This is a genomic window from Pseudobutyrivibrio ruminis DSM 9787, assembly GCF_900218035.1.
GTDB lineage: Bacteria > Bacillota > Clostridia > Lachnospirales > Lachnospiraceae > Pseudobutyrivibrio > Pseudobutyrivibrio ruminis.
Genome location: NZ_OBMR01000005.1, coordinates 243,810 through 264,030 on the forward strand (window position 1 = coordinate 243,810; position 20,221 = coordinate 264,030).

Annotated in this window: 16 protein-coding genes; all 16 read right to left on the bottom strand. The window is 41.5% G+C overall.

What is annotated here, in order from left to right; genetic code table 11:
* Positions 1–317: 317 nt before the first annotated feature.
* Entirely contained in the window at positions 318–701 is a 384-nt protein-coding gene (locus CRN97_RS06120; RefSeq protein WP_090479178.1) for a response regulator, read from the bottom strand.
* A 124-nt stretch (positions 702–825) separates the two neighbouring features.
* Entirely contained in the window at positions 826–1,827 is a 1,002-nt protein-coding gene (hypE, locus tag CRN97_RS06125) for a hydrogenase expression/formation protein HypE (RefSeq protein WP_097076229.1), read from the bottom strand.
* A 14-nt stretch (positions 1,828–1,841) separates the two neighbouring features.
* A complete protein-coding gene (hypD, locus tag CRN97_RS06130; protein ID WP_097076230.1) occupies positions 1,842–2,885 on the bottom strand; it encodes a hydrogenase formation protein HypD in 1,044 nt (347 codons plus the stop codon).
* The gene (locus CRN97_RS06135; protein ID WP_033153322.1) at positions 2,885–3,094 is read right to left on the bottom strand and encodes a HypC/HybG/HupF family hydrogenase formation chaperone; all 210 of its coding nucleotides are present in this window, start codon (positions 3,092–3,094) and stop codon (positions 2,885–2,887) included. The genes hypD and CRN97_RS06135 overlap by 1 nt, the downstream gene beginning before the upstream one ends.
* A 12-nt stretch (positions 3,095–3,106) precedes the next feature.
* Positions 3,107–5,440 (bottom strand): carbamoyltransferase HypF, encoded by a 2,334-nt coding sequence (locus CRN97_RS06140; RefSeq protein ID WP_097076231.1) that lies wholly within the window; start codon positions 5,438–5,440, stop codon positions 3,107–3,109.
* 437 nt (positions 5,441–5,877) lie between these two features.
* Complete coding sequence (locus tag CRN97_RS06145; RefSeq protein ID WP_090394227.1) at positions 5,878–6,291, bottom strand: 4Fe-4S dicluster domain-containing protein; 414 nt, start codon at positions 6,289–6,291, stop codon at positions 5,878–5,880.
* A gap of 105 nt (positions 6,292–6,396) precedes the next feature.
* Positions 6,397–7,476: a hydrogenase large subunit gene (locus CRN97_RS06150; RefSeq protein ID WP_044936992.1), complete on the bottom strand. Its 1,080-nt coding sequence runs from the start codon at positions 7,474–7,476 to the stop codon at positions 6,397–6,399.
* A 1-nt stretch (position 7,477) separates the two neighbouring features.
* A complete protein-coding gene (locus CRN97_RS06155) occupies positions 7,478–7,840 on the bottom strand; it encodes an NADH-quinone oxidoreductase subunit C (protein ID WP_049960350.1) in 363 nt (120 codons plus the stop codon).
* 12 nt (positions 7,841–7,852) lie between these two features.
* A complete protein-coding gene (locus CRN97_RS06160; protein ID WP_044936990.1) occupies positions 7,853–8,296 on the bottom strand; it encodes an NADH-quinone oxidoreductase subunit B family protein in 444 nt (147 codons plus the stop codon).
* 24 nt (positions 8,297–8,320) lie between these two features.
* On the bottom strand, positions 8,321–9,196 hold the full coding sequence (locus CRN97_RS06165) for an NADH-quinone oxidoreductase subunit H (protein WP_044936987.1): 876 nt from the start codon (positions 9,194–9,196) through the stop codon (positions 8,321–8,323).
* Positions 9,196–11,133, bottom strand: a complete 1,938-nt coding sequence (locus tag CRN97_RS06170; protein WP_044936986.1) for an NADH-quinone oxidoreductase subunit 5 family protein — start codon at positions 11,131–11,133, stop codon at positions 9,196–9,198. The genes CRN97_RS06165 and CRN97_RS06170 overlap by 1 nt, the downstream gene beginning before the upstream one ends.
* Positions 11,134–11,308: 175 nt before the next feature.
* Positions 11,309–12,787: a 4Fe-4S dicluster domain-containing protein gene (locus CRN97_RS06175; RefSeq protein ID WP_097076232.1), complete on the bottom strand. Its 1,479-nt coding sequence runs from the start codon at positions 12,785–12,787 to the stop codon at positions 11,309–11,311.
* 29 nt (positions 12,788–12,816) lie between these two features.
* Complete coding sequence (hydF, locus tag CRN97_RS06180; protein ID WP_097076233.1) at positions 12,817–14,004, bottom strand: [FeFe] hydrogenase H-cluster maturation GTPase HydF; 1,188 nt, start codon at positions 14,002–14,004, stop codon at positions 12,817–12,819.
* Positions 14,005–14,082: 78 nt separating this feature from the next.
* The gene (hydG, locus tag CRN97_RS06185) at positions 14,083–15,525 is read right to left on the bottom strand and encodes a [FeFe] hydrogenase H-cluster radical SAM maturase HydG (protein WP_097076234.1); all 1,443 of its coding nucleotides are present in this window, start codon (positions 15,523–15,525) and stop codon (positions 14,083–14,085) included.
* A 28-nt stretch (positions 15,526–15,553) separates the two neighbouring features.
* The gene (hydE, locus tag CRN97_RS06190; RefSeq protein WP_097076235.1) at positions 15,554–16,606 is read right to left on the bottom strand and encodes a [FeFe] hydrogenase H-cluster radical SAM maturase HydE; all 1,053 of its coding nucleotides are present in this window, start codon (positions 16,604–16,606) and stop codon (positions 15,554–15,556) included.
* Positions 16,607–16,939: 333 nt separating this feature from the next.
* Positions 16,940–20,188 carry a hypothetical protein gene (locus CRN97_RS06195; RefSeq protein WP_097076236.1) on the bottom strand — a complete coding sequence of 1,083 codons (3,249 nt, stop codon included), beginning with the start codon at positions 20,186–20,188 and terminating at the stop codon, positions 16,940–16,942.
* Positions 20,189–20,221: the final 33 nt, after the last annotated feature.

Here is a 20,221-nt window from a genome sequence, read left to right on the forward strand (position 1 = left end):
ACCTAGATAAAAATATCTTAAGCTACAGCCAATAACAAGTCAATGCAATAAAAATTTTTTAAATATTCTATTGCATTGGATAACCCGTTATATTATAATCTGAAGCGTAACTAGGAGTTTCCTAGTTGCACCCTTATTAATTATTTATACTCCCCTCAAAAAGACCGAGTTCTCGGTCTTTTTACTTATCCATTATTTTATATAACAAAATCGAGCAATTTATTGTGCGCAATTAGTTTCCGTTGTGCACAATCGGAGTTTGCTATTTTTGCAAAATAAAAGGACCGCTCTGCAGTCCTTTTAAGCCATATTCAGTTCTACTTGAAATGTGCTAATGCCTCTGCAAATCGAACTTCATCAAAAGGTTTAATAACAAAGTCCTTGGCTCCTGCTTCAATAGCTTCTATAACGTAACACTTTTGACCCATGGCACTAACCACTAGAATCTTGGCGTCTGGATCAAATTCGATAATCTGCTTAATAGCATCTATGCCATTTGAACTTCGACCAATGGTATGTCCATCAACAGTCATTGTGATATCCATCGTCACTATATCAGGCTTTAACTCCTTGTATTTTTCAACCGCTGCATCACTGCAATCGGCCTCAGCTACAACAGTACAGCCATTTCTTTCAACTTCGCCTTTGACAACTGCTCTCATAAACTTCGAGTCATCAACAACCAGTACAGTTTTTCCCAAATGGCATCCTCCTCATTCATTCAACAAACGTATTTGGATGTGTAGGTATATTATAGCACAAGATACCCCTACCTAATTATGAAATAAATGTTAAATATTAACGTCCTACTGGAGTTTGTATGAGTTAACATATTCTAGGAAGTCCTTCACCTTGCAAAATATCAAGAAAACGTCTACCGCCTATTTCTGTTTTCATTATAAGCGCACCTACCTCATTTTCGTTTTCAGGTGTATTAACTGCCCCAATCATACATGCATTTTCGCCATATATACATCCACGGATGATTTCCACTGCTTGTGCAGCATACTCCTTTGGAACTATGGCAACCATCTTACCTTCATTTCCCATGTATAGTGGATCAAGCCCAAGCAATCCACAGAATGACTTTACCTGTGCCGATACAGGAAGCTTTTCCTGGAGAATCTCAAATCTAAGGCCACTTGCTAAGGCAAGTTCCTTTAAGACTGTAGCAAGACCACCTCTTGTGACATCTCTCAGCACATGAACTGGAATCTTATTTTCTATAAGCTTTCCTACCATCTCCTGAAGTGGAGCGTTATCGCTTTCGATTGTGTTTTTGATTCCCATTCTCTGGCTGAGAACCGTAGCATGATGGTCCCCAACATTTCCTGAGACAATAATCACATCATCATCCTGGGCGTTTTTTGCCTTGATGTCTACACCCTTTGGAACAAATCCAACGCCTGCAGTGTTGATATAAATTCCTCCATTGCCTTCGATTACCTTTGTGTCTCCAGCAACGATTTTCACGCCTGCTTCCTTTGCTGTAGCGGCCATGGATTTTACAAGGCGTCTAAGCTGGTCTATATCACAGCCCTCTTCCAGAATGAAACCGCATGTGATGTATTTAGGCACAGCCCCGCGCATGCAAAGATCATTAACCGTGCCGCAAATGCAAAGGCGACCTATATCTCCACCAGGAAACTCTAACGGCGTAACCACAAAACTGTCTGTTGTCATGGCGATAGTGGCATCACCAGGCACTACAGCAGCATCCTCCATCTCTGAAAGAACGTCACTATCAAATTGTGATTCAAATATCTCTTTTATTAATTCTCCAGTTGCACGGCCACCTGAGCCATGCTCCATTATAATTTTATCCATAACTTATCCATCCTCTATCTTCGAACCAAGTAAGCATTAAAGCATGAGCCTTCCTCTGACACCATGCAGGCCCCCTCCGGCGACATAGGTGTACACACCTTTCCAAATAATGGACAATCCTTTGGTGTAGCCTTGCCCATTAGGATATCGCCACATCGGCATGCCTTGTTTCGCTTGTTATCTTCATCAAGGCCATTGCTTCCTGCATCAAAGCTTGCATATTCATCTCTCAGCAAAAGACCGGAGCCTGGGATGATTCCCATGCCTCGCCATACCACATCTGCAGGCCTAAAATACTTGTTGAGCTGAGAAACGATTATATCGTTCTGGCCCTGTTCAACCACTGATGTGTAAAAATTTTTGACCTGAGGCTGATTGTTTATAACCATTTGAACCAAGCCATATATGCCTATAACTAGCTCCTTGGCACCAAAACCTGATACTGCAAAAGGTATGCTATACTTAGCGGCCAGTTCATTAAAATAATCTGCTCCTGTGACTGCGCTAACATGACCTGGAGCAATGAATCCATCTATCCTTGCCCCATTGTCGCAAAGATATGAAATAGCTCCTGGCATTGTTTTTAAAGCAGTAAGAATCTTTATATTAGATAGCCCCTGAGCAATTGCATTATCTAAAAGCAATGTATAGACAGGAGCAGTTGTTTCAAAACCTACTGCTGCAAAAACGTATTGTCTGTCCGGATGGTCCTTGGCCAGTGTAAGAACATCCATTGGAGAATAAACCATCTCCACCGAGCCGCCCCGGCCCTTTGCTTCATTCAAGCTTTCTTTTGAGCCTGGCACACGAAGCAAATCGCCAAATGTGGCGACTGTTGTGTTTGGCTTTAGGCAAATATCTATAAGCTTGTCGATATAAGCTGTAGGTGTGACGCACACTGGACATCCTGGGCCTGACAAAAGCTGAATCTTATCAGAAAGAATATCCCTGATGCCATGAGTTGCTATGGCATGAGTATGGCTTCCGCACACCTCCATCAGCCTGATTGGCTTGCCATCATAGTTTCTTAAAAAATCTACAATCTCAGAGAATTCCATTAGCCTTCCAGGCCTCCCATCAACTCAATGATTTCCTCTGCTTCATCCTTTTTTAAAGTCTGGATAACGCACCCTGCATGAACCAGGGCGTAATCCCCCTCTTTAACATTTACAAGACCAGCATATGCTTCAACTTCATTTCCATTGAAATCAACAGTGACCTTGCCATCCTTTAATCTTTTTACTAAACCTGGTATTGCTACACACATTGTTCTACCCCTTTATACCTTTTCGAATTGTGATAAAAAAGCCTGTCCCAAACAGATGCCTCCATCTCCAGGTGGCAGCTGATTAGCCGTGTACACTTTGAAGCCCAAGGCTTTAAGCTTTCGGACAGTGCTTTCCAATAGAATTCGATTTAGGAATGTTCCTCCAGATAATACTACCTGCTTATTCTTATCTAGATTGTTCTCATATTCCTTTGAAATATCAACTATATAATCTGAAACCGCCTCTATAAATCCTCTGGCAATTTCAGCTTTATCAACCCCATTTGATATCGCATATACGATATCACGAAACAGCTCTTTTGTACAACCGTCTGTTTCTATATGAAGTTTGTATGCCTTATTTGTTGTGGCTGCAGCGTTTTCCAACTCAATTGGTGCCTGGCCCTCATAGGAATTGTAATGACATATATCAAGCAGAGCCGACACAGCATCAAATAATCGCCCCATTGATGAAGATGTTACTGTGTTTATATTTTTATCTAACGCAGCCAAAATCAACTGGGTGTTCATATTTATTTCTGTTGGCTGAAGGCCATTTCCATGAAGCATTGCTGTGAGTATGGTGTCACAGTTTTTTGCCCCTTCATCTCCACCTATAAGTTTTACTGGCTTCAGGTGGGCCACACGGGTCATCTGATTATCTTTCCATAAGAAGGTCTCACCGCCCCATATGGTTTTGTCGTCACCATAGCCTGTGCCATCAAAGGCAAAACCTAGCACAGTTCCTTTTAGACCATGCTCTGCAATTACTGAAGCCACATGGGCTTTGTGATGCTGGATTTCTATATCAAATGCAGAATTGTTTCTACTGAAATATCCAGGATGCTTATCCACAACACTTTTCTGTGGAGTAAAGCCAAATATTGTTTCCATGGCTTTCTTTTCCTTTTTATAGAACTCCTGGCAACTGACTGATTCCATATCTCCCAGATATTGACTTACATATGCCAGTCCATTTTTCACATAACAAAAGCTAGACTTTAGATCTCCACCGGCAGCTAAAATCTCTCCAGGGATATCCACAGGAATTGGCGCTGGCACATGGCCTCGACCTCGTCTGATGAATTGTTGCTGCCCTGCCACTACCTTCATTACTGAGTCATCCATTGGACGTAGGATTCGTCTATTGTGAGATAGAATTGCTAGTGGTACTTCGCTCATTTCATCTGATTGAGCTCGCTGACGCAGCCACTGTTCCATCTTATCATCATCTGTTTCAAGCACATCTCCACTGGCATTTCCACTTGTCATGATAAGTGGCCCCAGAGCTTTTGTAAGAAGTATCTGCACTGGGTTGCATGGAAGCATAGCGCCTATATCAGGGCTTGTAAGACATACGTTGTCTGCAAGCTTCTGAGCCAATTCGTATTTACGTTTTAATAACACGATTGGTCGAGCAAGGCTTTCTAGGAGCTTGGCTTCGTTTTCATTGATAATGCAGTAATCTTTTGCCTGCTCTAAATCATAAAACATCACCGCAAAAGCCTTAGCTTCGCGATGTTTTAGAAGGCGGAGTTTTGCCACTGCTGCCTCATTAAATGGGTCGCAGACGAGATGATATCCACCGATATCTTTTACAGCTAGAATTCCGCCATTTAGTATATGGACAATTGCTTGTTTTAGGGGCGTAAAATCCTCATTAGAATTGTCTAAAAATTCACTTGTGAACTTTCTGTGAACTGTATTTTTTGCAGGATATCCTGCATTTTCCAAGTTATCCACATTATTTTGGCCCGAAATGGCTGTAAATGAAAGTTTTGGCCCACATTTTTTGCAAGCTATAGTCTGAGCATGGCGCCTAATATCCAGCTTGCCTGTGTACTCTTTCTGGCACTCCGGACACATTTCAAAATCCCCCATAGTGATTGTATCTCTATCATAGGATAACCGCTCCAGTATAGAGTACCTAGGCCCGCAAACGGTGCAGCTAATAAAAGGATGCAAGTATCTTCTGTTGGTAGGGTCTAGCAGCTCCTTCTTGCAGTTCTCACAGGTTGCAATGTCCGCTGGGATTAATGGAAGGTTGTACTGATTGTCTTGATCTGATTCCTCAATCTTAAAGCCCTGTCCTGACAGGTCTGAGACCACTCCAGCATCAATCTCTTCCACCTCTAAAGATGTTACAAATCCGCCAGTTGGCACTTCCACTGTCAATCGGCTCTGCAATTCTCCCAGTTTTTCCTCGTCTCCTGATGCGCACACCGTCACAATTCCTCCGGTATTTCGCACCCATCCATCTATATTCAATTCATCTGCCAGCTTAGCCACAAAAGGACGATATCCTATCCCCTGGACCAATCCCTTGACTGTGAATTTTATAATCATATAAATATCCTACGTTATTTACTCGTTATTATTTCCGCAATTTTCATTGCTGACTATATATAAAACAATTATGTTTTTATATAGTCAGCACATCACCTTTATGACTATATATTTGATTGAAACATAATGCTATATAGTCTTTTTTATGGGTTCTGACTATATTTCTTTATGCTTTTATCATATTTATAGTTTCTTGGGACTAATTTAGACTATATATGCACATCTTTTCTAAACTATATAGTCATTTCATCTAGAATTGACTATATGTAACCTACATCAGCTCTTATTTATAGTCTACACACATCTACCAAGACTATATCTTACTATTTTTCCCATAATATATAGTCAATAATATTATTCTTAACCAGCAAACGCCCCTAGCCACAGCCAGGAGCGTTTAAATAATCGTGTTTGATAACAGATAACAAAACAAGGCTCTATGCCTCTGGCTTTGTCCCGCCAGCAGGAGCTGCAGCCGCAGCTGGCTTAGCAGCAGGCTTTGGTGGCTCGTAAGGTACCTCTACAGAGTATGTATACTTTTCTGGGCCTGGCTCCTGGTAGCCTGGTGTAATAGATAAACATTTCTTTGGGCACTTCTCTGTGCAGTAGCCACACTGGATACAATCAAAGCGATTGATAGTCCAAGTCTTTCCAGCTCTATCAACTGTGATTGCCCCTGGTGGGCAGCTACGCATGCACATACCGCAAAGAATGCACTGATCTTTATTAATATCTACATGACCTCTTGTGCGCTCTGGATACTCTCTTTGTACAAAAGGATACTGAGTAGTAGCAGGCTCAGAAAAGAGGTTCTTTAACACTTGTTTAGTAAAAGGCAATATCTGTCCCATAATCCTCCAATCCGTCGGTTACGCCTACAAGCCTTATGATTTCTCAGCTCAACTACATGTTTCGCTTGAGAAATATAAGAGCTTGTTGTCTACCGACTCATCTAATTATCTCTCGGTACAACTAATACAAGGGTCTATCGTGAGCACCAGCAACGGTACATCGCCGTACTGGCAGCCCTGCAATGTTTGGGTGAGGGCTGGGATGTTGGCGAAGGTAGGAGTGCGGACTCTGAAGCGGTCAAGGAACTTTGTTCCGTTGGCGCGTACATGGTAGAACGCCTCTCCACGTGGCTGCTCAACCCTGATGAATGACTCACCGTTTGGCATGCCTGTAACCTTTGTATTGATTTCTGTATCAGGAATCTTCGCAACGCACTGTCTAATGATATCGATTGATTGGAAAAGCTCTCCAATACGCACTTCACAGCGAGCGTATGAATCACATTTGTTAGATGTGATTACTTCAAAATCAATATCGTTGTAAGCTGCATATCCATTCTTTCTCATATCAACATTGATTCCGGAAGCTCTCATCATAGGGCCAACTGCGCCACGACGAATAGCGTCCTCACCTGTGATAATACCCACATCTACAAGACGGCTCTTTACTGTGTAGTCGTCAAGGAAGATACTTGTTGTCTCGCGGATTTCCTTTTCCATTTCATCCAGCTGATGAACGAAATCCTTTAGCATATCATTTGGCATATCCTTCAGCACACCGCCGATTGTGTTTACTGAGAAAATAACACGTCCGCCTGTTGATGCCTCAAACATATCAAGAATCTTCTCACGAAGTCTCCATGAGTGCATGAACAATGACTCAAATCCAAAGCCATCAGCAAGTAATCCAAGCCAAAGCAAGTGGCTGTGAAGGCGGCTCATCTCTGCCCAGATTGTACGTAAATAATCTGCACGACGTGGAACCTCTACGTTCATGATATCCTCAAGTGCCATGCAGTAACCCATGCCGTGCATGAATGAACAAATACCGCAGATTCGCTCTGCCACATATACCATCTCATTGAAATCCTTCTTACTTGTAAGGCTCTCAAGTCCTCTGTGGATGAATCCGATAGAAGGAATTGCTGCCAAAACCTTCTCGTCTTCCAAAACTAAATCAAGATGGATTGGTTCAGGAAGGACAGGATGCTGTGGGCCGTAAGGTACTATACTTCTGTTTCCCATACTACTTATCCTCCTTTTCAATAAATGGTGTCTCTACATCGATGCGGTAAAGCTTGTCGTGGAAATCCACCTTGATATTTTCAACATTGAGTCCCCAAAGCTCATGCATTTCATTCTCATAATAAATAGCTGATTTGTATACACGAGAGATTGATGGAACCTCCTCATCACGCTCAGCGATGAGTCTGTAATTTGCAAAATCGTATCCGTTTGCAAAAGAATATGTTACTTCATAATGATTTTCTGCTTTTGGGAATGAGCAGCAAATCTGGCAAAGTCTCCAAAGAGCATTCTTCTTTTCCATGATTACCTGGAGGAGCTCAGCCTTGTCGATTAAATATAAATCCTTTTTTAGTTCTTGCATGATTTCCTCCTACTAATTAGCCTTCTGCTGTGCCTTAAGAGCCTCTGCCTTTTCTTTAAACAGGCCGATGCCTTTTACAACACCATCGATGATTGACTCTGGTCGCGCAGCGCATCCTGGGACGTAGATGTCTACAGGAATAACTGTGTCGGCACCGCCTTTGATGTTGTAGCACTCCTTAAAGATGCCACCTGTGCAAGCACATGTGCCTACAGCGATTACAACCTTTGGCTGTGGCATCTGCTCGTAAATCTGCTTTACAACAGCTTCATTCTGAGAATTGATACCACCAGTAATGAGGAAAATATCAGCATGCATTGGGTTACCTGTGTTGATAACTCCAAATCTTTCTACATCGTAAACAGGTGTAGTACAAGCTAAAACCTCTATATCACATCCATTACAGCTACTTCCATCATAGTGAAGGAGCCATGGTGATTTATGTATTGTACTCATTTCTTATCCTCCTAACTCCAAACATTAACCCATGATAATCTCTAGCAAGAAGAGATTCATACCAGCTGCTACGATTGTTACGCCCCAGGCAAGCTTGAGCATAAGCTGCCATTTTACTCTTGCTGATGTGTTGTCGATGAGAATCTCAAGGAACCACACAACAAGAATTGCAACGATAGCGCCAATCACTGAAAGTGGGTTGCTGTTAAGGAAGAATAATCCAACTATGCCAAGAAGGATTGCATTTTCATACCACTCAGCAAGGGTAACCATTCCGTACTCCTTACCTACCATCTCGGATGTTACGCCCTTGATGACCTCCTGGTGGGCATGATGAGATGTAGAAATATCGAATGGCGACTTTCTAAATTTGATTGTAAGGATAAATACAAAGCCTACAAAAAATCCTGGCAAGTAAATGATGTTGGAATATGTTGAATTCATCACTATCTCATTTACATTAAATGTTTTTGTAGCCAGATAAAATCCAACTGCCACCAAAAGCTCCATTGGCTCACATGACATTATCTGCACCAGCTCTCTATGAGTTCCCTGAGAAGAGAATGGTGAGTGAGTTGATGTAGATGCCAAAATCAAAAACATTGCTGCTGTTGAAAGTGAAAATACAACAAGCAATAAATCAAAGCCAGCGAAAAAGATTACTCCAGAAAGTACGATGAAAAATACGTACGAGTAAATCATAAACAGCTGCTGTTTGTTGGCTGTTAAGAATTCCTTTTCGAAAAGCTTCTTGATATCGAAGAAAGGCTGTAGCACTGATGGACCACGTCTTCCCTGCATACGTGCAGAAATCTTTCTGTCAAAACCATCTAAAAGTCCGATAACAAAAGGTGCTAAAAGTACATAAAGTACTGCAATTATAATTCGAGTCGTAGTCATTAGAACGCACCTCCTATCACGATAATCATATAAACAATAATGATAAATGCAGAAATCATTATCGCAGGAGTGAACAGCTTCTTCTCACCCATGATGTCTTCCATGTAGAAGTTTGCAATGTGCATCTCCTTTGGATCACCTGTGGCTGATACGAAGTTGAAGTTGTCACCAGCATTGGCACCACCCATGTATGTGATAACCTGCTTTGCCTTCTGTCCCTTTGTCAGCACAAAGTTTACAAATGGAACTACAAAGATGCCTACCAACAGCACAATCATGATTATCATATTTTGATATGAGATAACCTGTGTTGCAGTGCCAAACATATCATTTGAAAGTGGCTTTAACACATGCTTTGAAAGCCATGGGAATCCAAGGATAAGTGCAACCATCATAAATGCATGGAAGAACATTGAAATGTACTCGTTCTTCTTTGTAAGGTCTCGTGACTTCTCACGTGGTGAAGCCCCAAGTATCTTTGACATCCACTTTGTCCAGTAGAACATTGTTGTAGCTGAGCCAAAGCAAATGAAAAGTACCATAAGAGTTGATACATAAACTGATGTTGTATCGATGAATGCCTTCAGTGCAGCCCACTTAGAAATAAGCATACCAAATGGTGCAAGGAACATTCCGGCGATACCAATCATAAGGATTACAGCAAGCTTAGGGAAAATTGCAATCAATCCCTGCATATCCTCCACGTCACGGCTGCCAGTTGTGTTTTCGATAGCACCAACGCACTGGAAAAGCATTGACTTTGAAACAGCGTGGAAAATTACAAGGAATACCGCTGCCCAAATTGTCTCCTCATAGCCACAGCCAGTACATGCAACTATAAGGCCCAGGTTTGAAATTGTAGAATAAGCAAGTACCTTCTTGCCATCAGAAACTGATATAGCAAGGCAAGATGCAGCCAGGAATGTGAAGCCGCCAATAAGGGCTACCATATTTCCAACATAATTATCTGCCATTGCAACAGAGATTCTGATCAGCAGATATACGCCAGCTTTTACCATTGTTGCACTATGAAGAAGTGCAGATGATGGTGTAGGCGCAACCATGGCACCAAGTAGCCATCCTGAGAATGGGAACTGCGCCGATTTTGTAAGTGCCGCAAAAGCCAGGCATGCTATTGGAAGCATGTTTCTGATGTTGGTAGGATCTGCCTGAACTAAATCAATATAATCAAACAGATTTACAGTTCCATACCATAAATATCCAACTGAGATTGCCACTGCCAATCCACATCCACCAAGCAAGTTCATCCATAAAGCCTTAAATGAATTGTTTATAGCCTCATCAGTTCTTGTGTATCCAATCAACAGGAATGATGTTACAGATGTGATTTCCCAGAAGAAATACAGACTACATAGATTTGCTGAAAATACCAAACCAAACATAGCACCAAAAAATACAAATATCATGGCCAAGAAAAAGCTTCTTCTATCCTTTAGCTCTTTGTGATGATGAATGTGATAGCCATGCATATATCCCACTGCATATACACCAATCAGTGTACCAACGATTCCAATAATCAAAACCATAATCATTGTGAGATAGTCAAATCTCATTGTGTAATTGTTTGGAATCTTTGGCCCTGCCAGCTCCAAAACGGTTGGTACCACTGTGGATACAATGGTTAGCAAAGATATAATTGTTTTCTTATACTTTGCACAAAGATAAATAATGAAAAACATTAAAAGAATATCGCCTACAAGGAAAACATGACCGAATGTTTCCTGGTATGGTAATGAGAAATTCAGTGTCTGGCCCCCAGCCATAAACCACTGAACCGCTGTAATGATGGATAGAATCATTACAATTGCGCATCCTAGATAGACGAAAAAAGCCCTGCATTTTGAATGATGAATCAATGCCGGAAAAATCGCCCACAGAAATGGCAGACAGATCAACGCTGTTACTAGCATTTCCATATGAAATTACCCTCCCTAGTATTACATTATATCTTCTGATATATTTTTAACACATTAGCTATACTATACCACAATTTTACTGACATAGCGTTGATTTTTTTGTCTTTTTATGGTTATTTTTCCACAAAAATACACCCTGTCAGAAAACTTCCCGACAGGGTGTAAAAAATATAATTTATTCCATATGTCCGTCTCTGTACATTGAGAACTTGTCCATTGGGTAATTCTCGAGATTTTCAAGAATCTTACGTCCATCAGCCTTGCCGATAAGACCATTTCTAGCCTTGAGGATTTCTCTCTCAGCCTTGTGCTTAGAAGGTCCGCCTACGCAACCTCCCTCACAAATCATACCTTCGATGAAGTCTACATCAAGCTTGCCGCTCTTAAGAAGCATAAGTGCCTTCTTACATTCAGCACCACCTGCGCACTGCATAAGCTTGATATCGTCTGTGTTCTGTCCACGCTCCTGCATGCACTCGATAACAGCCTTTGCAACACCGCCTGAAGAAGCGAAGTGCTTACCAAATGTAGATGACTCCTGGTAGTTCTCCTCTACTGGCTCGAACTCAACGCCCTTAGAACGCATAAGTGCACGAAGCTCACCAAATGTGATAACGTAATCTGCATTACCTGGAACTGACTCATCAGCAGCCTCAGATTTCTTTGCGATACATGGTCCAACGAATACTGTAACAACGTCATCTCCCTGTGTAGCCTTAAGAAGACGTGAGATAGCACACATAGGTGAAATTGTTGAAGACATGTTGTTCTCGAACTGCTCTGGGAAGTGCTTTCTGAGCATGTTGATGAAAGCTGGGCAGCAAGATGTTGTCATCTTACGTCCTTCTTCCTTAGCCTCGAACCACTCAGCCGACTCGTAAGCAGCTGTCATATCTCCACCGAGACCTACCTCTACCATGTCTGTAAAGCCGATCTTCTTGCAAGCTTCCTTAACTGCAGCCATAGAGATGTCCTCACCAAACTGTCCTTCTGTAGCAGGTGCGCACATAGCGTAAACCTTCTTGCCTTCAAGGATAGCCTTGATGATATGTACAAGATATGTCTTAGAACCGATAGCACCGAATGGGCAGCTGTGGATACAGTGACCACATGAGATACACTTCTCATCATCGATTACGCAGTGACCATACTCATCGTAAGAAATAGCACCAACTGGGCAAGCCTTCTTACATGGTCTCTCAAGGTGAACGATTGCACCATAAGGACATTCCTTAGCACACATACCACACTCCTTACACTTTGAAGGATCGATATGCATTCTGTTCTCACCTGGAGCGATAGCGCCAAACTTACAAGAGTTGAGACATGCCTTTCCAAGACAGAAACGGCAGTTATCTGTAACTGAGTAAGAAGCGATTGAACAGTCATCACATGCAGGCTGAATAACCTGTACTACGTTCTTAGAATCTGGGTTTGTTGGAAGATTCTCTGCGCATGAAAGGATAACACGCTGTCTTACGATTTCGCGCTCCTTGTAAACGCAACAACGATATGTTGGTCTTGGGCCAGGAATGATTTCGTAACAAACCTGTTCCTTGTGAGAAGCATCGAGCTCACCCTTCCAAGCAAGCTTACACACTTCTTCCATGATGTTGTGCTTTAAACGCACAATACTTTGATCTGAAGTTACCATATTTTTCTCCTTTTACATTGTTTGCCAGTTTAATTTAAAACCTCTAGACTTCTGTCTAATATTCCATTGAAATGGGCAATGGCCATTCCATAGTTTACTATTGGAACCCCCTGCTCCACGCAATGCTTAGTTCGACTTTGCATCTCGCTAGCATTAATCATGCAGCCCCCGCAATGAACTACTAATTTATATTTTGATAAATCTTCTGGAAATTCATTTCCTGAAGAAAATTCAAAATCAACATCCTTACCTGTGTGCTTTCTAATCCATCCAGGTAATTTTACTGTTCCGATGTCGTTGCACTGTCTGTGATGTGTGCAAGCTTCGGCAATCAAAACCTTATCATTGTCCTGCAGATTTTTAAGTGCAGCAACGCCCTTTAGCTGGGTGTTAAGGCTTCCTCTGTATCTTGCCATCAATATGCTAAATGATGTCAAAAGTATATTTTCAGGCACCATCTTTGATACTGTTTCAAATGCTTGTGAATCAGTGATAACAAGTGATACCGATTTATCTTCATTAAGTACCTCTGTGAGCTCCTCTGGCTGGCAGCAGATGGCTTTGCATCTGTGGTCCAGCAGGTCTCTAAGAACCATTTGCTGAGGCAAGATGATACGTCCCTTTGGAGCTGATTCATCTATTGGAATGACAAGCACTACTGTGCTCTTTTCTGCTACTAAATCAGCAACAAGTGGTGGCTCTGTAATCTTTGGTGCAAGCTGAAGAAGTGCCTGCTTTACAGCCGCCATATCATCTTTTGTGGCATCCACATAAAGAAGCTTTTCCTCTGATGACAGTTCCTCAAAAGGATGACCAGCCATCTCATCTACGTGATTTTCAATGATGATATATGGGAGCTTACGTTCCTTAACCATCTTTAGGAAATCAACCTCTTCTTCTGTGAGGTGGTCTGCTCTGGCATCAAGTACCAAAACAACGATATCCATCTCATCAAGGATGCGGTATGTTCTTTCTTTTCTAAGCTCTCCTAGCTCTCCCTCATCATCGAAACCAGCTGTATCAATGATGACAACTGGTCCCAATGGAAGAAGCTCCATAGTCTTTCTGACTGGATCTGTGGTGGTACCCTTGTGTGCAGACACAAGTGATACCGCCTGATTTGTAAGCTTATTTACAATGCTTGATTTTCCTGCATTTCTTATTCCAAAGAAGCCAATGTGAACACGCTGGCTACTAGGTGTATTATTCAAGGACATTTTATTCTTCCTTTACAAAAACTTAGACACTGCAATTATACAAAATAACTTTGTCTAATTTATTAAAAAACTGAGAACTTAGAAACGGAAATCACGTCTGTCTGAGTTCTTAATAGCTTCGATGTTTTCAAGAGCTATCTTTCTAACATTTTCCTTAGGAATCTTCTTGAGCTCGTCTTCAATCATCTTGTAACCAACTTCTCTTGTCTCCTCTGAAGCGTAGTCAACAAGGTACTCAGTAAGAGTCATAAGTGCGTTTGGATGGCAGCAATTGAGGATTTGTCCGCTCTTGCAAAGTGCCATAAATCTGTCACCAGTACGTCCTGCACGGTAGCATGCTGTACAGAATGAAGGGATGTGACCTGTCTCCATAAGCCAACGAACAACCTCATCAAGTGTACGCTGATCTGAAACATCAAACTGCTCTGTATCGTGTGGTCTCTCCTCTTCTGTGTAGCCACCTACTGATGTACGGCTTCCACCTGAAACCTGTGAAATACCAACCTGAAGCATCTTGCGACGAACTTCCTCTGATTCACGAGTAGAGATAATCATTCCTGTGTAAGGAACTGCAATTCTGATACAAGCTGCAATCTTTGTGAACATGTCATCTGGGATTGAGTTGTCGAATGCTTCTGGATCGATGTCATCAGCGTGCTTTACACGTGGAACTGAGATTGTGTGAGGGCCTACGCCGTGAACAGCCTCAAGGTGCTCAGCGTGCATAAGAAGTCCTGCGAACTCGTACTTGTAGCTTTCAAGACCGAAGAGAACTCCAAGTCCTACATCGTCGATTCCACCTTCCATAGCACGGTCCATAGCCTCTGTATGGTATGCGTAATCATGCTTTGGTCCTGTTGGATGAAGCTCCTCATAGCTCTTTTTGTTGTATGTCTCCTGGAAGAGGATGTATGTACCGATTCCTGCTTCCTTGAGCTTGCGATAGTTTTCAACTGTTGTAGCAGCGATATTTACATTAACACGACGGATATCGCCATTTTTGTGATGAATGCTGTAGATTGTGTTGATGCACTCAAGGATGTACTCGATAGGGTTGTTTACAGGATCCTCACCAGCTTCGATGGCAAGTCTCTTGTGTCCCATATCCTGAAGTGCGATAACCTCAGCCTTAACCTCTTCCTGTGTAAGCTTCTTACGTCCGATGTGCTTGTTCTTTGCGTGATATGGACAGTAAACACAGCCATTTACACAATAGTTTGAAAGATAAAGTGGTGCAAAGAGAACGATACGGTTGCCATAGAAAGCATCCTTGATTTCCTGTGCTACCTGATACATCTTTTCGATGTATTTAGGCTCCTCGCATGCCAGTAAAACTGATGCCTCACGATGAGTAAGTCCCTTGCATGTGCAGCCTTCTGCTGTCTTTACTGGACGAGCCTTTTCTAGTAATTCTTCGATTAATTCGAAGTTATTCTTATTTGCCTCTGCATACTCGATAGTATCTAAGATTTCCTGATTGTCGATAAACTCTTCTGCTTTTAAAGATTTTACATTGTACATTTTTATACCTCACTTGACTGTTTTAAATCTATAAACCAGCTCTGTTTCCAGGGTCAGTAACAATTTTATACCCAATACTCTCCATGCGCTGGCCTAAACAGCCTAAGCACTCGGCAGCTTCCTCGCCTGTGCAAATCTTATTATCGTATAAAGCGTATTTCTTTCTAACACCGGTAGGTGAAAGATTTGGCATGACTACATTAGCACCAGCCTTTATTCCCATTTCCCTGCCCTTTGGATGAATTGTGCCAAGGGCTGTGGTGGCTGGAAGTAGTACCTGTGGATAAATCATCCTAAGTAATGAAAGACAAAACAGTGTTGTCTCCAATGTGCCACTAGGGCTATTTGCAAATGGTGTTTCCTTATGGCTAATGAATGGACCTATACCACACATATCTGGCTTGAATTCTTCAACGAATTTCAAATCCATAGCTAAGTCATAAGTGGTCTGGCCAGGTGATTCCACCATGAAGCCTGCACCAACCTGATAACCAATCTCTTTAAGATTCTTCAAGCATTCCATGCGATTGTCCCATGAAAGCTCTGCCGGATGAAGCTTTGCATAAAGCTCTGGGTTAGCAGTTTCATGCCTGAGCAAGTAGCGTCTGGCACCTGCCTCGTAGTACTTTTGATAGCTTTCCTTTGAGCGTTCCCCGATGGAAAGTGTAACAACCAAATCATCATGGGATGCCTTTATTCTGCGAATGATATCGCATATATCCTCATCGCTGTAAGAGAAATCCTCACCGCCCTGTAGGACGATAGTTCTGAAACCAAGTGCGTAGCCTTCATCGGCGCACTCTACAATGGTATCAGCTGAAAGACGGTATCTCTCACAGTTGTGATTGTCTCTTCTGATTCCGCAGTATAAACAGTTGTTTCTGCAGAAATTAGTGAACTCCACCAGACCTCTGATGAATACTTTGTTGCCATAGTGCTGTTGCTGATACTTGCGAGCATACTCTGCTGCAAGGTCCATCAGCTCCTGATTGCGATGATCAAGTAAATACTGGTACTCTTCAGTCGGAAGTGAATGTTCTGTATTTAATTTATCTAATAACTGTCTTGCTTTTGTATCCATAACCTAATTGATAAAAAATATCGTTTATTTTTTCACAATCAATACTATACCACAAAACTACGTAGCTTTTTTGTTTATTCTTTCATTTTGCTGTTCTTTTTTGTATACAAAAATTTACTAGAAAAAAGAGAGCTGGCAACCGCTGCCAACTCTCTCTTTTTTCGTAGGATAATTATTGTTGTTTACTCAATTGGAGCTTCTTTAACTGCTTTCTGGTTTTGTGATTCTCCAACATCGTCTTTATCATCCTCACTTTCAGAATTAGAACCTTCATAACCTCTTTGACCTCACCCTTCAACATTTATTTAAGTAATTGTCGCAGTTAAAACCCAATTACTTAACTTTCTTAGCATCTGCCTTCTTCTTAGCATATGCTGTAGATCCTGTAAGTACTGCAATGATAAGGAGTAACCATCCCCACCATGTTCTTGCGAAGAATCCCTTCTGAGTTTCTCCTGCAAGTGGTACTAAATCTTCTTCAACTGTTGTTGTATCTTCTGTATCCTCAACTACTGCATCATCTGCATCGCCACCTGCAAGTGGTGTCTCAGCCTCGTCGATTGTAGTTGTATTGTTTGCTGCAACTGTTCTAGCTCTACGAGCTCTTCTTGCCTGGCCTGCTGCAGGTACTGCTTCATCAGGAATAACTTCCTCATCTGCTTCTTCAACAGTTGTTGCTGTTGTAACTGATGGATATTTAACAGGCTCACCTGCTGGAATATAGATTGCAGGATACTTATCACTGTATGCCTGAGTTGCTGTGTTAAGAGCAGCCTTAGCATCATCAAGTGTAGCCTTTGCATCATCGTATGCCTGCTGAGCATCTGCAAGTCTAAGCTCCCACTCAAGAACCTGAAGTGATAAGATTGCGCCATCCTTGTTAAGATCATCAATCTTAGCCTGGATATCTGTTACCTTATCCTGAGCTGCTCCTACAGCTAACTTTGCGTCTGCAAGCTGCTTAAGTAGTGTAGCGTAGTTAGATAATGTTGTGTTAGTGCCGTTGATCTGGTTTGTGTATCCACTTACAAGGTCAGTAGCGTTTTGTACGTTTCTGTATACCTTGCCATATTCATTTGCAACACCTGCAGTGTATGTATCTGTGTAGTTAGCACCTGCTGCATCAACTGTATATGTTCTTGTTGCATAATCAAGAATATACTTATAATAATCAGTAGTCTGAATATTACTATACTTATAATTAAAATCTGTAATAGTTTTATCTGGATTAGCTGAATTTGCTGCTGCTATGGCTGCTGCAACTGCATCTTCTGGTTTTTCAAACTTCTGACCAAGTATTTCTCCTGTTAGCTGATACTGCTTAACATAGAAAAATGTCTTATTAACAAGATTAAAATTAAATCCTTTATCATCAGCAACTACAACTACATGTTGAGTCTCTTCAAAATCACTTATGATTTGTTCAACATTATCATCATTATTTGTAATCCAATCCCAGAATTGCTTAAATGAATTATAATCCTTTGCCGCATCCTGAACTTCTGTATATGTTACTTCATAATTGGCACTTGCAGTACCCCTATAGTGATTTACTTTAAGTTTATCCGTTCTTGTTGATGTTGTTGTCTCATTATTAGTTGAAGTAAAAGTAAGATCCGCATAGTCATAATATGGAATCGAAAAAGCTTCGTACCACTCTCTATATGGACCAGACTTATAACTATCTTTAATTCTCTTTAATTCTATATCTCTCTCTACCTCAGCAGCCTTCTCTGCAACATCCTTAATATAATGTTCTGCAATAGTAGTTTTAGTTACTGTACCTGTTTCCTTATATACAGGAGCATACCATCCAGAAATCTTGTAGTATGGTGTAACTGATGTAACCTGCTTTAAAACTGCATCTGTAAGATTAGCTAACGCAGCATTAGCCGCAGTAGTGGCCTCTGCCTCGCTTGTAAATCCATCAGCAGACACGCTTTCGCCATTTACATAAGTGTAAACACGTTTTTCTGTGTAATTTGTAACAACCTTAACATAGTTACCATTAGCGTCAAAATAACATATTGTAGTAGCCTCATCACCTGTAGCAACTTCTTCTACGGTAACAACAGTCTTTTCTGTACCATCCTTAAGCTTATGGATACCAGTATCAGATTCTAATCCTTCTGTTTCAGCATCACCCCAGTTACCAAGAAGAACGTAACCTAATGTATACTTAGCCTTCTCTTCATCTGTTTTGAGATTATACTGATCCTGTGATAAATAAGTTGTTTTACCTTCTTCATCAGTATACTCATATCTTCTTACAGCTGTTCCATTTGTAACTGCTGTTTCGATTTCAGTACCATTTAAGGAAACAAGCTTCTCTTCACCATTCTCATCAGTAGTTGTGTACTCGTAACGAACTTCCTTTTCGAAGAGCTCTACAACACCATTATTAATAGCATAGCCAAGATTGAATGAATTTGTAGCTACAACTGCGCCAGACTCATCAAGAACATTATATGTAACACTTACAAGGTTAAGAGCTGCATCCTCGTTCTCCACAGCATCTGAAACAGTTACCTCTAATGTCTGACCTTCAGCAAGCTGAACTGGATTAACTGTTGCTAAATAATAATTCTCAACTACTGCTGCAATATACTTGTTTGTAGCTGCTGCAGCCTTATCGCTCTCTGCATATTCCTTATCTGCTGACGCAAGAACACCTGCAGCTGACTCAGCAAGTGCTTTTTCTGCCTGCTTAACAGCCTTCTCGAGCTCATCAACCTTTGCCTGCAATGTTGCTAAGTCTGTTTCTGCATATCCCAAATCTATTTTTGCAGCAGAAATATTATCCTGATATCTTTCAGTTGCTGCATCGAGGTCACTCTTAGCATCCGCATATGCGCTCTTCGCATCTGCAAGATCCTGTGCCTTTTCATTATATGTCTGCTGTGCATCTGCTACTGACTGCTGTGCTGTAGCAATAAGTGTAGCAGCATTTTCCTGTGAATCAGTTGCAACTGCAACTACTGCTGCATTTGCATCCTGCTTTGCCTTATTAACTGCTGAAGTAACATCAGAAGCTGCTGATTCAGCATTACCTACTGCTGTGTTAGCATTTGCTGCTGCCTCATCCATATCATCTGCTGCGTCTTTAATAAGTTCAGCATCAGTTGCTGCGTCTGCGATTTCCATTGCTGCAGCATCAGAAGCGTCCTGAATAGCCTTAGCTGTATCCTGATAGTTACCAGTAACTGTTTCTGTTACCTTATTGCCATCTTCATCTTCAACAACATTACCATTTTCATCAACAACTTCGATTTCTAATTCATAATTCTCATCTGAAGAAAATGCGTCATTTGTAGCATCAACAACATTTTCAATCTGTGTAGCTACAGCGTCCTTATCTGCTGGTAAATCTACGCCATGATTATAAGTGTCATCAAGCGCTGCTGTATCATTTACAACAGTCTGCTCTGCCACATTAGTCTCTGCCTCTTGAGAAGCTGTGCTTGGTTCCGCTGGCTGTCCCCCCTCTGTTGACTCCTCTGCAAATACAGGTACGCTCAATGAGCTTGCAATTGTAATTGCTGATAAGCCAACTGACATTGCTTTTACTACATTCTTCTTCATACGTATAAATTCCTTTCCCTAAACCGTACATTA

Bases quoted from the DNA above. Each gene is read 5' to 3' on its own strand.
- hypE (WP_097076229.1), bottom strand. From the start codon at position 1,827: ATGGATAAAATTATAATGGAGCATGGCTCAGGTGGCCGTGCAACTGGA.
- hypD (WP_097076230.1), bottom strand. From the start codon at position 2,885: ATGGAATTCTCTGAGATTGTAGATTTTTTAAGAAACTATGATGGCAAG.
- CRN97_RS06135 (WP_033153322.1), bottom strand. From the start codon at position 3,094: ATGTGTGTAGCAATACCAGGTTTAGTAAAAAGATTAAAGGATGGCAAG.
- CRN97_RS06140 (WP_097076231.1), bottom strand. From the start codon at position 5,440: ATGATTATAAAATTCACAGTCAAGGGATTGGTCCAGGGGATAGGATAT.
- CRN97_RS06145 (WP_090394227.1), bottom strand. From the start codon at position 6,291: ATGGGACAGATATTGCCTTTTACTAAACAAGTGTTAAAGAACCTCTTT.
- CRN97_RS06150 (WP_044936992.1), bottom strand. From the start codon at position 7,476: ATGGGAAACAGAAGTATAGTACCTTACGGCCCACAGCATCCTGTCCTT.
- CRN97_RS06155 (WP_049960350.1), bottom strand. From the start codon at position 7,840: ATGCAAGAACTAAAAAAGGATTTATATTTAATCGACAAGGCTGAGCTC.
- CRN97_RS06160 (WP_044936990.1), bottom strand. From the start codon at position 8,296: ATGAGTACAATACATAAATCACCATGGCTCCTTCACTATGATGGAAGT.
- CRN97_RS06165 (WP_044936987.1), bottom strand. From the start codon at position 9,196: ATGACTACGACTCGAATTATAATTGCAGTACTTTATGTACTTTTAGCA.
- CRN97_RS06170 (WP_044936986.1), bottom strand. From the start codon at position 11,133: ATGGAAATGCTAGTAACAGCGTTGATCTGTCTGCCATTTCTGTGGGCG.
- CRN97_RS06175 (WP_097076232.1), bottom strand. From the start codon at position 12,787: ATGGTAACTTCAGATCAAAGTATTGTGCGTTTAAAGCACAACATCATG.
- hydF (WP_097076233.1), bottom strand. From the start codon at position 14,004: ATGTCCTTGAATAATACACCTAGTAGCCAGCGTGTTCACATTGGCTTC.
- hydG (WP_097076234.1), bottom strand. From the start codon at position 15,525: ATGTACAATGTAAAATCTTTAAAAGCAGAAGAGTTTATCGACAATCAG.
- hydE (WP_097076235.1), bottom strand. From the start codon at position 16,606: ATGGATACAAAAGCAAGACAGTTATTAGATAAATTAAATACAGAACAT.
- CRN97_RS06195 (WP_097076236.1), bottom strand. From the start codon at position 20,188: ATGAAGAAGAATGTAGTAAAAGCAATGTCAGTTGGCTTATCAGCAATT.